This is a genomic window from Dietzia sp. 111N12-1 (assembly GCF_001658045.1).
In the GTDB taxonomy this organism is placed as follows: Bacteria; Actinomycetota; Actinomycetes; order Mycobacteriales; family Mycobacteriaceae; genus Dietzia; species Dietzia kunjamensis.
This window is the reverse complement of sequence record NZ_LSSV01000001.1, coordinates 149,929-162,743: the sequence shown is the minus strand read 5'-3', so window position 1 is coordinate 162,743 and position 12,815 is coordinate 149,929. Positions and strand designations below refer to the sequence as shown.

12 protein-coding genes are annotated in these 12,815 nt (G+C 69.1%); 7 read left to right on the top strand and 5 right to left on the bottom strand.

The features are described 5' to 3' along the window. Positions 1-10: 10 nt before the first annotated feature. The gene (hsaA, locus tag AYO52_RS00765; RefSeq protein ID WP_067711772.1) at positions 11-1,186 is read right to left on the bottom strand and encodes a 3-hydroxy-9,10-secoandrosta-1,3,5(10)-triene-9,17-dione monooxygenase oxygenase subunit; all 1,176 of its coding nucleotides are present in this window, start codon (positions 1,184-1,186) and stop codon (positions 11-13) included. A gap of 187 nt (positions 1,187-1,373) precedes the next feature. On the opposite strand from hsaA, the gene AYO52_RS00760 reads away from it, so the two are divergent. The 4 genes from AYO52_RS00760 (at position 1,374) to AYO52_RS00745 (ending at position 4,728) form a co-directional block, all read left to right on the top strand. Next, complete coding sequence (locus tag AYO52_RS00760) at positions 1,374-2,597, top strand: Rieske 2Fe-2S domain-containing protein (protein ID WP_067711769.1); 1,224 nt, start codon at positions 1,374-1,376, stop codon at positions 2,595-2,597. Further along, a complete protein-coding gene (locus AYO52_RS00755) occupies positions 2,597-2,992 on the top strand; it encodes a hypothetical protein (protein WP_067711766.1) in 396 nt (131 codons plus the stop codon). Before AYO52_RS00760 ends, AYO52_RS00755 begins: the two co-directional genes overlap by 1 nt. A gap of 115 nt (positions 2,993-3,107) precedes the next feature. After that, positions 3,108-4,169 carry a ferredoxin--NADP reductase gene (locus AYO52_RS00750; RefSeq protein ID WP_067711763.1) on the top strand — a complete coding sequence of 354 codons (1,062 nt, stop codon included), beginning with the start codon at positions 3,108-3,110 and terminating at the stop codon, positions 4,167-4,169. 40 nt (positions 4,170-4,209) lie between these two features. Next, positions 4,210-4,728, top strand: a complete 519-nt coding sequence (locus AYO52_RS00745) for a flavodoxin domain-containing protein (protein ID WP_067711761.1) — start codon at positions 4,210-4,212, stop codon at positions 4,726-4,728. 60 nt (positions 4,729-4,788) lie between these two features. On the opposite strand, the gene dmpG is transcribed toward AYO52_RS00745, so the two are convergent. The 3 genes from dmpG to AYO52_RS00730 form a co-directional block, all read right to left on the bottom strand. Next, positions 4,789-5,853: a 4-hydroxy-2-oxovalerate aldolase gene (dmpG, locus tag AYO52_RS00740; RefSeq protein WP_067711758.1), complete on the bottom strand. Its 1,065-nt coding sequence runs from the start codon at positions 5,851-5,853 to the stop codon at positions 4,789-4,791. A 5-nt stretch (positions 5,854-5,858) separates the two neighbouring features. Next, positions 5,859-6,776 (bottom strand): acetaldehyde dehydrogenase (acetylating), encoded by a 918-nt coding sequence (locus tag AYO52_RS00735; protein WP_067711755.1) that lies wholly within the window; start codon positions 6,774-6,776, stop codon positions 5,859-5,861. An 89-nt stretch (positions 6,777-6,865) separates the two neighbouring features. Further along, on the bottom strand, positions 6,866-8,419 hold the full coding sequence (locus tag AYO52_RS00730; protein WP_067711752.1) for an HNH endonuclease signature motif containing protein: 1,554 nt from the start codon (positions 8,417-8,419) through the stop codon (positions 6,866-6,868). A 117-nt stretch (positions 8,420-8,536) separates the two neighbouring features. Between AYO52_RS00730 and AYO52_RS00725 the strand changes: the two genes are divergently transcribed. Next, positions 8,537-9,301, top strand: a complete 765-nt coding sequence (locus tag AYO52_RS00725) for an IclR family transcriptional regulator (RefSeq protein ID WP_067711750.1) — start codon at positions 8,537-8,539, stop codon at positions 9,299-9,301. Here AYO52_RS00725 and AYO52_RS00720 read toward each other — a convergent pair. Then, positions 9,298-10,083, bottom strand: coding sequence for a 2-keto-4-pentenoate hydratase (locus AYO52_RS00720; RefSeq protein WP_067711747.1), 786 nt, complete (start codon positions 10,081-10,083; stop codon positions 9,298-9,300). The two genes, AYO52_RS00725 and AYO52_RS00720, sit on opposite strands and share 4 nt — an antisense overlap. A gap of 60 nt (positions 10,084-10,143) precedes the next feature. Here AYO52_RS00720 and kstD point away from each other — a divergent pair, with 60 nt between their 5' ends. Both kstD and AYO52_RS00710 read left to right on the top strand, forming a co-directional pair. After that, on the top strand, positions 10,144-11,868 hold the full coding sequence (kstD, locus tag AYO52_RS00715) for a 3-oxosteroid 1-dehydrogenase (RefSeq protein ID WP_253701700.1): 1,725 nt from the start codon (positions 10,144-10,146) through the stop codon (positions 11,866-11,868). A 1-nt stretch (position 11,869) separates the two neighbouring features. Next, entirely contained in the window at positions 11,870-12,730 is an 861-nt protein-coding gene (locus AYO52_RS00710) for a MaoC/PaaZ C-terminal domain-containing protein (protein WP_067711742.1), read from the top strand. Positions 12,731-12,815: the final 85 nt, after the last annotated feature.

Sequence of the window (12,815 nt, the reverse complement as noted above, 5' to 3'; positions counted from 1 at the left end):
GTGAGGCGGATCAGACCATCGAGTCGGTGACCTTTTCGCCGAACTCGTTCTGTCCATACATGATGTACGCCTTGGTGGCCTCGTTGGCGGCGTGGACCCGCCCGGCGTTGGCATCCCGCCAGAATCGCTGGATCGGCGAGGTCTCCTCCAGGGCGCGGGCCCCGGAGTTCTGGAACAGCAGACCGATGGCGTCGATCGACCGCTGCGTGGCGCGGACCTGGTCGCGGCGGGCGCGCGTGCGGATCGTCATGTCCGGGTATCCGCCGGCGGTGATGATGTCCTGCTCCTCGCGCACGTTGCGCATGAGCTGCAGCCACGCCGCGTCGATGTCGCCGGCCGCCTCGGCCAGGCGCACCTTGGCGAACGGATCGTCCTTGACCGCGGTGCCGAACGCCGCGCGCACGCGCTCCCGCTGGTGCTCGCGGTGAACGTCATAGCAGCCGAACGCCATGCCGACGATCGGCGTCGAGATGGTGGTGGGGTGGATGGTGCCCCACGGCATCTTGTAGATGGGGTTGGTGTTGACCTCGAGACCCGGGCTCTTGGTGGCCGCCATGAGGCCGAAGGACAGCACGCGGTGCTCGGGGATGAGTGCGTCCTTGACCAGGATGTCGTTGGAGCCCGTGCCCTTGAGCCCGGCGACGTGCCAGACGTCGAGGATCTCGTACTGCGACTTCTCGACCAGGAACGTGCAGAAGTCGACCATCTTGCCGTTGTCGTCGAGCACCGGGCCGCCCACGAAGACCCAGTCGGCGTGGTCGGAACCCGAGGACCAGGACCACTTGCCGTTGAGCAGCAGCCCGTCGGCGGTCTTCTTCGCCGCACCCATCGGCGCGTACGAGGACGAGATCCGCACCGTCGGGTCCTCGCCCCACACGTCCTCCTGCGCCTGCTGCGGGAAGAGCGCGAGGTGCCAGTTGTGGATACCGAGGATGCTCGCGCACCACCCGGTGGACGGGCACGCCGTCGCGATGGTCTTGACCGCCGTGTAGAAGGTCTCCATGTCCGCCTCGTACCCGCCCCACTGGGCCGGCTGGCACAGCTTGAAGAAGCCGGCCTCGTCGAGTTCCGCGATGTTCTGGGGATGGACCTTGCGCAGGTCCTCCGTCTCCTGGGCCCGCTCGGCGAAACCGGGCAGCAGAGCCGTGATGCGGTCGATGACCTCGTGGGAGGCGTACTCGCTCATGTGAACCTCTCTGGCGTTCGTGGGAGTGATGCGGACTAGACTAGAACACGTTACAGTTTTGCACCAGGCAACCGCCGCCGAGCAAGAGCTTCTGGCACCCCGTGCCAGCACTTACGCACCCTGGTTGTGGCCTGCCCGCCCATTCTATAACCTGTTCTCATCCGGCTCACGCCCCTCAGGAGGAATCATGACCGCACCCGGCTCAGCCCCCGGAGCCGTCCGCGAGATCGATACCGGCAAGGCCCGGGATCGATATGCACGCGGCTGGCACTGCATCGGCACCGTCAAGGAGTTCTCCGACGGCAAGCCCCACTCCATCCACGCCTTCGGCACCAAGCTCGTGGTGTGGGCCGACGACGAGGGCGAGATCAAGGTCCTCGACGCGTACTGCCGCCACCTGGGCGGCGACCTGTCCGACGGCTCGATCAAGGACGGCAACATCGCGTGCCCGTTCCACGACTGGCGCTGGGGTGGCGACGGCAAGTGCAAGGGCATCCCCTACGCCAAGCGCGTGCCCCTGCGTGCCAAGACCCGCGCGTGGATCACCAACGTCCAGTCCGGCCAGGTCTTCGTCTGGCACGACCACGAGGGCAACCCGCCCCTCGAGGAGGACGCCATCCCGGTCATCGAGGAGTACGACACGGGCGAGTGGACCGACTGGGAGTGGAACCGCCTCGTCATCGAGGGCTCCAACTGCATGGAGATCGTCGACAACGTCGTCGACATGGCCCACTTCTACTACATCCACTTCGCGTTCCCGACGTACTTCAAGAACGTCTTCGAGGGACAGACAGCCACCCAGTACCTCAACACCAAGGGCCGTCCGGACCACGATCCGTCCGGCGGCAAGTACGGCGACACCCTCCTGGAGTCCGAGGCCTCGTACTTCGGCCCCGCGTACATGATCAACCCCCTCAAGCAGATGTACGGAGACTTCGTCACCGACGCGATCCTCATCAACTGCCACTACCCGATCGACCAGAACTCGTTCGTGCTCATGTACGGGCTCTCGGTGAAGAAGCCGCAGGGCTTCGACGACGAGACGTCGGCGAAGATGGCCGCGAAGATCGCGACCTTCTTCGGCGAGGGCTTCCTCCAGGACGTCCGGATCTGGCAGCGCAAGTCCTCGATCGCCAACCCGCTCCTGTGCGAGGAGGACGGCCCCGTCTACCAGCTCCGCCGCTGGTACGAGCAGTTCTACGTGGACCGCGACAAGGTCGAACCCGAGATGCAGGAGCGTTTCGAGTTCGAGGTCGACACCACCGCGGCCAACCAGTACTGGGAGAGCGAGGTCGCCGAGAACATGCGCAAGCAAGCGGCCGGCGAGGCGGAGATCTCCGACGAGCAGACCCAGTACACCGGCATGGCCGAGGTCGCCGGCGAGGCGGGCGCGGCCCCGTCGAAGAAGTGATGTTCAAGAAGAACGATTCGCGGCGCGCGCCCACCTGGGACGAGACCGACCCCGCGCGCGCCGCGCGGCTCCACGAGTACACCGACCTGGATCGCGAGACCTACACGCGGGCCGGCTTCCAGCCCGTCGAGTGCCGCAGCTGCGGCACCAGCGTGGCCGTGCGCAAGAACAGCGAGAAGCACACCTCGATCCAGTGGACGGAGGGCGGCGACCGCAACTGCCCCGTCCTCAACGAGTGGCGCGAGGGTGGTGCACGGCCCGATGGCGAGGACACGTGCCCCCGGATGCTCGCGAGCATCCGCTACGCCTACGCCGAGGGTCTGCTGACCATCGCCGAGGGCGTCGACCCGGCCGACGACGAGCACATGGTGAACCCGCTCTACGTCCCCGAGTAACACCCCGACGGCCGGCGACTTCCCCGAGGCGAGAACAGCCCGGAGGAGGTCGCCGTCGTCTGGGACAGTGCACTGAAACCCGTCCGCGCGTATCCAAGCGATAGGCTCCCGATCCATGACCGAAACTCCCCCGCTCGGCTCCTTCGTGCGCGAGCTCACGATCGCCGAGGTGATCGAGGAGACCGCCGACGCCAAGTCGATCGTCTTCGATATCCCCGCCGGCTGCGAGGACGACTTCCGGTACACCCCCGGACAGTTCCTCACCCTGCGAGTCCCCAGTGAGCGGACCGGATCCGTCGCGCGCTGCTACTCCCTGTCGAGCTCCCCCACCGAGGACGCCCGGCTCAAGGTGACCGTCAAGCGCACGATCGACGGATACGGGTCCAACTGGCTGTGCGACAACGCCGAGGCCGGTATGAGCATGCACGTGCTCGCCCCGTCCGGCATCTTCACGCCCAAGAATCTCGACCAGGACTTCATCCTCCTGGCCGCGGGTTCGGGCGTGACCCCCGTGATGTCGATCCTCAAGTCGGCCCTCGCCCAGGGCACCGGCCACATCGTCATGGTCTATGCGAACCGCGACGAGAAGTCGGTCATCTTCAAGGACGAGCTGCAGAAGCTCCAGCGGGAGAACCCGGACCGCCTCACCGTTCTCCACTGGCTCGAGTCGGTCTCCGGCATCCCCACCGCGGAGATGATCGGCAACCTGCTCCAGCCCGTCGCGACCAAGCGACACTCCTACATCTGCGGTCCGGCGCCGTTCATGGAGACCGTCAAGGACGGGCTCCGCCGCTCGGGCGCCGACATGCACCTCATCCACACCGAGGTGTTCTCCTCGATCGAGGGCGACCCGTTCGCCGAGATCGTCATCGACGAGTCGGCCGACGAGGACGGCGCAGGCCCGGCGACCGCGATCGTCGAACTCGACGACGAGGTCCACGAGGTCTCCTGGCCCCGCAAGACCCCGCTCCTCGACGTCCTGCTCTCCAAGGGGATCAAGGCACCGTTCTCCTGCCGGAAGGGCGAGTGCTCGGCGTGCGCCTGCATCCTCAAGTCCGGCGAGGTCGAGATGATGCACAACGGGATCCTCGACCCCGAGGAAGTGGAAGAGGGATACGTCCTGAGCTGCCAACTCCTCCCCAAGACCGACCGCGTCGAGGTGTCGTACTCCGAGTGAGCCCGCTCGGAATCGAGCCGGGGCTGGCAGACTCGGTGGCGTGACCAGCCCCGTCGTCGCCTTCACCTCCAGGTACGGCTCCACCCGGCGCTACGCCACCGCGCTCGGGAGGCGACTCGGCACGCCCGCGGTCGAGCTCGCCGACCTCGCCCCCGCATCCGACGCCGACCCGCTGATCCTGCTCGCGCCCGTCTACGCGACCCGGATCCTCGGGCGACGTCGGATCATCCGGGCGATCCGCTCGGCTCCCGGGAGGGTCGCCCTCGTCGTCGTCGCGATCTCCCCCGCGGACGACCCCGGGCGCGGCTCCCTCTCAGCCCGCCTGATCACCGCCACCGGCCGGGCCGTCACCACCTTCCACGTCCGAGGGGATCTCGACCCCGCCCGGCTCAACTGGGTCGACCGCGCCCTCATGGCCGCGCTCCGCCGCCAGTTGCGCAGGACCCCCGACACGCCCGCCGCGCGGATGCTGTTGTCCGGCGAGCCCCTGCACTTCGTCGACGAGACGGCCCTCGACCCGGTCGTGGCCTGGGCGGACGGCAGCGACACCGCCCCCTGAACCGCCAGCAGCCGCGCACTCCGGGGGTCATCCGGGGCGCGCGGCTGCAGGCCGGGAGGATCAGGCGTTGGCCCGCTCCTTCTGGATCTCCAGCGCGATGTCGATGAGCTGGTCCTCCTGGCCGCCCACGAGTCGACGCTCACCGGCGCGGAGGAGGATCTCCGAGGCCGGCACGTCGTACCGCTGCGCGTGGCCCTCGGCGTGCTTCATGAAGGACGAGTAGCAGCCGGCGTAGCCGAGCATCATGGCCTGGCGGTCGACGACGCACTCGCTCGGCATGAGCGGGCGCACCACGTCCTCCGCGGCGTCGGCGATCTTGAAGAAGTCGACGCCGGTGGTGATGCCGAGCTTGTCGCACACGCCGACCAGTGCCTCGACGGGCGTGTTGCCCGCGCCGGCGCCGAACCGACGGGTGGAGCCGTCGATCTGCTGGGCGCCCGCGCGGATGGCCATGATGGAGTTGCCCACGCCGATGTCGAGGTTCTCGTGGCCGTGGAAACCGACCTGGGCGTCGTCACCGAGCTCGGCGACGAGAGCCGAGACGCGGTCGGAGACCTGGTCCATGACGAGCGCCCCCGCCGAGTCGACGATGTAGACGCACTGGCAGCCGGCGTCGGCCATGATCCGGGCCTGCTTCGCGAGCACCTCCGGCGGCTGGGTGTGGCTCATCATGAGGAAACCGACGGTCTCCAGGCCGAGGTCGCGGGCGTAGCCGAAGTGCTGGATCGAGACGTCGGCCTCGGTGCAGTGGGTGGCCACGCGGCAGATCGACCCGCCGTTGTCCCGGGCCTGGAGGATGTCGTCCTTGATGCCCAGGCCGGGCAGCGTGAGGAACGCGATCTTGGCCTGCTTTGCGGTCTCGGCCGCGACCTTGATGAGGTCCTGGTCGTACGACTTGGCGAAGCCGTAGTTGAAGGAGGCGCCGCCGAGGCCGTCGCCGTGGGTGACCTCGATGACCGGGACGCCGGCGCCGTCGAGCGCGGCGACGACGTTGCGGACGTCCTCGACGGAGAACTGGTGCCGCTTGTGGTGCGAACCGTCGCGGAGCGAAGAGTCGGTGATGCGGATGTCGAGCTCGGCGCTATAGGCGCGGGCGTGGGCGTTGTGTGGGTTGGTCGTATCCATGTCTGTCACACTCCGAGCTTGGTCTTGGCGATGTCCTCGCCGACCTTGGTGGCGGCGGCGGTCATGATGTCGAGGTTGCCGGCGTACGGCGGCAGGAAGTCTCCGGCGCCCTCGACCTCGACGAAGATCGCGACGCGGGCCATGCCGCCGGTGATCTCGGTGGGAGGGTCGAACTGCGGCTCCTGGAGTAGGCGGTAACCGGGCACGTACTCCTGGATCTCCTTCTCCCGCGTGCGGATGGCGGTGGTGATGAGGTCGTGGTCCGCGTCCTCGGGGATGGCGCAGAAGATCGTGTCGCGCATGATCATCGGCGGCTCGGCCGGGTTGAGGATGATGATGGCCTTGCCGCGCTTGGCGCCGCCTACTTTCTCGATCGCCAGCTTGGTGGTCTCGGTGAACTCGTCGATGTTGGCGCGGGTGCCCGGGCCGGCCGACTCGGAGGAGACGGAGGCGACGATCTCGGCGTATTCCACGGGCACGACCGAGGACACGGCGTGGACCATCGGGATGGTGGCCTGGCCGCCGCAGGTGACCATGTTGTGGTTGGGGGCGTCGACGTGCTCGTGGAGGTTCGCCGGCGGGATGACCATCGGGCCGACCGCGGCCGGGGTGAGGTCGATGGCGATGATGCCGGCCTCTTCGTACTTGGGCGCGTAGGCCTTGTGCACGTACGCGCTGGTGGCCTCGAACAGCAGGTCGGGCTTCTCGCCACCGGCCTCGATGGAGGTGAGCAGTTCGTCGGCGCCGCCCGCCATGCAGGTGAGGCCGTGGTCGGCGGCGCGCTTCATGCCCTCGGACTCGGCGTCGATGCCGATCATCCATTTGGGCTCGATGTACTCGCTGCGCTCGAGCTTGTACATGAGGTCGGTGCCGATGTTGCCGGACCCCACGATCGCGGCGGTGAGCTTGGTATCGACTGTCATGACGGAAGTGTCGCGCGGGCGGGCTCGCGGGACAACAGGTTGTGCCACTCAGTGAAATCGCGGCACTCCAGGGCGGTGCACGCCGGCACTCAGGCCGGCCGTGCGCGCGCCCGGGCCGCGCCCGGAGGGTTCGTGAGGTGACCGTCTGCGCTGATGAGCCGGTCGGCGAAGGCGTTCCACTCGCGTTCCCGTATGGCATCGCGCGCACGGGCCAAGGGGCCCTTGGGTCTGGTGCGGTGTTGGTGTCCGGTGTCGGCGAGGATGATCAGTTCGCCGAGCGGGCCGGGCCTGTAGGCGTTGGTCCCGAACGTCTTCTCCCGGTGGTGTTTCCGACACAGGCAGACGAGGTTCCACTCGGTGGTCGGCCCGCCGAGTTCGGGATCCTTCGTATTGAACGCGATCACATGGTCCACGTCACAGTCCTCCGCGGGAACCGAACACCCCGGATGTCGGCAGGTGCCGTCGCGCATGCGGATGCGCTCCGCCATCGCGGGGGTGATCAGGTAGCGCAGGGCGTGTTCCGGGGAGTCGAGCACGCCGGGGGCGGGGTCGACGAGTTCGAACCGCACGCGTGCGTCGTCGCCCTCCAGCAACTGCTGGCACAACCAGGAGTAACTGCTGTATGCGCCGTGGACGAATTCCACGCGGTTGGGCAGCCCCTGCGCGGCCGCGGCGATCACGCTCACCCGGATCGGCCGGCCGGCTGCGGCGGCGTTACCGAGCGACGGCCTGGGCATGTCCGCACCCACGGTGACCTCACCCAGCTCGATCGATCCGTCGTCCCCCGGGCCGGAGTCCGTCCCGCCGGCGTCGGCGAGCGCCGGGGCCGGGGCGGGCGCCGGGGCGTACACGGCGAGGGAGGCGAGAGCGTCGGCACGCAGCTGATCCAGCGTGCCGGGCACCCCGTCTCCGGAGGCAGCGCGGGCGTCGGTCTCGATACGTCCCCGCAGCAACTCCGCATCGGCCAGAGGCAGCTTCGCCCACATCGAGGCCATCCCGTCCCGGCCCGACCGGAACCGGACCGTACGCGTGAGCGCCGCCCGGGCCCGGGCATCCTCGGCGCCCTCCGGGTCGAGCCGGCCGACGGCCTCATCGATCCGGCCGTCCACCGAATTGCGAGTCGGCCGGTCACCGCCGTCCAGGTCGTCGACGATGCCCGCCACGACCTCGTCCTCCACGTCCGAGACGATCGAGTCGGGCACCTCGGCCAGCTTGCAGGCGATGTCGATGGCGAGCTGTTCGGGAACGACCCCGCGCTCCACCGAGGCCCGCAGTCGCGCGAGCCGCGAATGGATCTGGACCCCGGCGGTGACCAGACGCGCGGCGTGCCAGCACGTGAGCTGACAGGCCGCCACGAGATGGTCACGAGCCCTGGACTGCGGGTCCAACCGTGCGTACGCCGGACGTGCACGACCACCGCTGCCGGCGACCCCATCGAGGCCATCGGCGCCATCTGCGTCCTTGCCGAGCTCCGCCCGCGACATCTGCTCGACCAGGGCCGCTGCCGCCTCCAGCCGGGTTGCACCTGCCCGGTTCTGCGCCAGGGTCGCGGCTCGTGCCGCCTCGCTCACCGCCGTCGTGTCGAGCCCGCCCAGGGATTCCGGAACCGCGAAGAGTGTCGTCGTCGTCGTCAATTCCCCCACCTCCTGCCGCCGCGCCCATATTAGAACCTGAGTTCGACACTACGAGACGGCGCGCGTTAGCGCAAGTGTTCGATCATCCCGGCCTCCGGTGTCCGACCCGCGCGCTACACTCGGCGCATGACCGAGCCCCCCGCCTCTCCCGTTGACCGCGCCTTCGAGGTGCTACGCGTGACGGCGGGCGGGACGGGGATGACGCTCAGCGAGATCGCGCGCGAGACCGGGCTGGCCAAGTCCACGACGCTGCGCCTCCTGGCCGCGCTCGAGCGCAACGACGCGGTGACGCGGATCGGGCAGCGCTACCGGCTGGGGCCGTTGGTGCACGAGCTGGACCCGATCCCCGTCTCGCCGGCGTACGAGCGGATCCGCCGGGTGCTCACACCGTTTCTCGCGCACCTCTTCGAGGCCACACGCGCGACCGTTCATCTGGCCACCCTGCACGGGGACGAGGTGGTCTACCTCAACAAGTTGCACGGGCCGCGGCCGATCCCGTCGCCGTCGCGGATCGGCGGCGGCCTGCCCGCGTACTGCACCGGGGTGGGCAAGGCGATGCTCGCGTTCGACGAGGACGCGGCCGACCGCGTGGCGCAGGGGCCGTTGATCGAGTGGACGGACACCACTCTGACCTCCCCCGACGCCCTCGCGGTGGAGCTCGCGGAGATACGACGGAGGAGGCGCGCGGTCGACCGGGCCGAGCTCACGCCCGGCCTGTACTGCGTGGCGGCGCCGGTGTTCGACGACGACGACGAGGAACACGCCGGCCGGACGCGGGCCGTCGCCGCGTTGTCCGCCAGCGCGGCGGACGAGAGCGCCCTGGCCCGGCTCGAGCCGCTGGTCACCCGCGTCGCCGCGGCGGCCAGTCGCGCGCTGGCCGCGGACGCCTAGCGGAAGTCCATGGTGACGTCGCCCAGCCCGGCGAACTCGGCGCGGAAGCTGTCGCCCGGGGCGGCGTCCATCGCGCGGATCGCGGTGCCCGGCAGGATCACGTCGCCCTTGCGCAGACGGACACCGAACTTGGCGACCGTCGACGCGAGCCACCCGACCGAGTTGAGCGGGTTGCCGAGCACCGCGTCGGAACGCCCGGACGCGAGGAACTCGCCGTTCTTGTAGAGGGTCGCATCGATTGCGGCGACGTCGATGTCCGCGAGCCGGACCCGCTGCTCGCCCACCACGTAGCCGCACGACGAGGCGTTGTCCGCGATCGTGTCGGGCAGCGTGATCTTCCAGTCCCGGATGCGGGAGTCGATCAACTCGATCGAGGGGACGACCCACTCGATCGCCGCGGCAGCCTCCTCCTGGGAGCATCCCTCCGGCGGGATGTCGGCGCCCAGGATGAAGCCGACCTCCACCTCGACCCGCGGGAAGCAGAACCGGGCCGCCTCGATCGCGGTGCCCTCGGGGTACTCCATGGTGTCGAGCAGATGCCCGTAGTCGGGCTCGTCGACGCCCATCATCTCCTGCATCGCCTTGGACGCCAGGCCCACCTTGTGTCCGGTCACCACCGCTCCGGCGTCGAGCTTGCGGCGGATGTTCACCAGCTGGATCTCGAAGGCGTCGTCCGGCGTCATGTCCGGATGGTCGTCGGTCAGCGGCGCGATCGGCGCGACGTCGGACTCGGCGTCCCAGAGTCGCTGGGCTAGTGTGGCGCGGGTCTCCTCGTTGAGCATGACGGGGATGCTACCTGGGCCGTCTGGCGCCACGGCGATCAGTTCTATAACGTGTTCTACATGGCAGACCAGGAATTCGACGTCGTCGTCGTCGGCAGCGGTGGAGCAGGCATGACGGCCGCCCTCGCGGCAGCAAAGAAGGGCCTCAGCGTGGTCCTCGTTGAGAAGGCCCCCCACTACGGCGGCTCCACCGCCCGCTCCGGCGGCGGCGTGTGGATCCCCAACAACTCGGTGCTCCGCCGCGACGGTGTCCTGGACACCCCTGAGGCGGCCCGGACCTACCTCCGCTCGATCATCGGCGATGTCGTGGAGCCCGCGAAGATCGACGCCTACATCGACCGCGGGCCCGAGGTCCTGGACTTCGTCCTGGCCAACAGTCCCCTGCGGCTGGAGTGGGTCAAGGACTACGCCGACTACTACCCGGAGGCCCCCGGTGGTCGTCTCGGCGGACGGTCCGTCGAGCCCAAGCCCTTCGACCTGAACCAGCTCGGCTCGGAGGCCGACAAGTTGGAGCCCGGTTACGCCAAGGCCCCGGCGAACATGGTCGTGATGCAGTCCGATTACCGCTGGCTCAACCTGCTCCAGCGTCCGCACACCAAGGGCATCAGGCGCTCGATCCGAGTCGCCGCCCGCATGTTCCTCGCCAAGGCCCGCAAGCAGAACTCGGTGGGCATGGGCCGGGCGCTCATCGCCGCGATGCGCAAGGGCCTGCTCGACGCGGGCGTTCCGGTGTGGCTCGAGACCCCCATGACCGGCCTGGTGACCGAGGGCTCGGGCACCCAGGAGCGCGTCGTGGGCATCACCGTCACCCGCGGTGACGAGGAGGTGACCCTCCGTGCGCGACTCGGTGTGGTGATCGGGTCCGGTGGCTTCGAGCACAACCAGGAGATGCGCGACAAGTACCAGCGTCAGCCCATCCCCACCTCGTGGACCGTCGGCGCCGCCGCCAACACCGGTGAGGGAATCGAGTACATGGAGAAGGCCGGCGCCTCGCTGTCCTTCATGGAGGACTCCTGGTGGGGTCCGTCGATCCTGCTGCCGCGCGGCCCCTGGTTCGCACTGGCCGAGCGGTCGCTGCCGTGTTCCTTCATGGTCAACTCCCGCGGCGAGCGGTTCATGAACGAGTCGCTGCCCTACGTCGAGGCCGGCCACAAGATGTACGGCGGCGAGTTCGGACAGGCACCCGCCGGGCAGGAGGGGACCCCCGGCGAGAACGTCCCGGCCTGGATCATCTTCGACCAGGAGTACAAGAACCGGTACCTCTTCGCCGGCCTGCAGGCCAAGCAACCGCTGCCCAAGAAGTGGCTCGAGACCGAGAACTTCCACAAGGCGGACACCCTCGCCGAGCTCGCCGATCTCATCGGCGTGCCGGCGGAGGCGCTGGAGCGGACCACCGAGAAGTTCAACGGCTTCGCCGCCAAGGGCGTCGACGAGGACTTCAACCGCGGCGAGTCGGGGTACGACCACTACTACGGCGACCCGACCAACAAGCCCAACCCGAGCCTCGGCCCGGTCCGCAAGGCGCCGTTCTACGCCGCCAAGATGGTGCCCGGCGACCTCGGCACCAAGGGCGGCGCGAACACCGATGTCCACGGTCGGGTCCTGCGTGAGGACGGCTCCGTGATCGAGGGACTCTACGCCGCGGGCAACGCCTCCTCGCCGGTCATGGGTCACACCTACGCCGGCCCGGGCGCCACCATCGGCCCCGCGATGGTCTTCGGCTACCTCGCCGTGGAGAACATGCTGGCCGCCACCCCCACCACCACCGCGAAGACGGGAGTCTGACGTGCCGATCGACCTCGACAAGGCCCTCGGGGCGCAGTTGCCCTCGCAGGAGTTCTCCTGGACCGCCTCCGACGTGGCGCTCTACGCCCTGTCGGTGGGCGCCGCCGCCGACCCGATGGACACCACCGGTCTCGAGTACGTCCACGACACGGCGCCCAAGGTGCTGCCGTCGTTCGCCACCGTCGCAGCGACGATGAACGTCACCGAGGCGCCCCGGGTGTCCTTCCCGGGCGTCGAGATCGACCTGGCCAAGGTCGTCCACGGCAGCCAGTCCGTCACGCTGCACCGGCCGATCCCCGCCTCCGGCACCGCCACCACCACCACGAAGATCGCCGAGATCCAGGACAAGGGCTCGGCCGCGGTGATCATCCAGGAGTCCGAGACGGTCTCCGCCGACGGTGAGAAGCTGTGGACCTCGCGCTCGGGCATCTTCGCCCGCGGTGAGGGGGGCTTCGGCGGCGATCGCGGGACCTCCGAGAAGGTCGAGTACCCCGAGCGGGAGGCCGACCACACCATCGAGGTGGCCACGCTCCCCCAGCAGGCGCTGTTCTACCGCCTCTGCGGCGACCGCAACCCGCTGCACTCCGATCCCGCGTTCGCCGAGGCGGCCGGGTTCCCGCGCCCGATCCTCCACGGACTGTGCTCGTACGGCCTGGTCCTGCGGGCGGTCGTGGATCAGGTGCTCGGCGGCGACGTCGCCCGCGTCGGCGGTTACGGCGTGACCTTCGGCGGCATCTTCTTCCCCGGCGAGACCATGCGCATCCGCGTGTGGGAGGAGGGCTCGCGACTGCTCGTGGCGGCGACCGTCGTGGAGCGCGACGACGCCCCCGTGCTGAAGAACGTGGTGGTCGATCTCGCCTGACCGGCGCTGGTCGCCCCACCGGGCGGCATCCGAAAGCACCCGAGAACACCCCGCGGTCGACCACCGCGGGGTGTTCTCGCGTCCG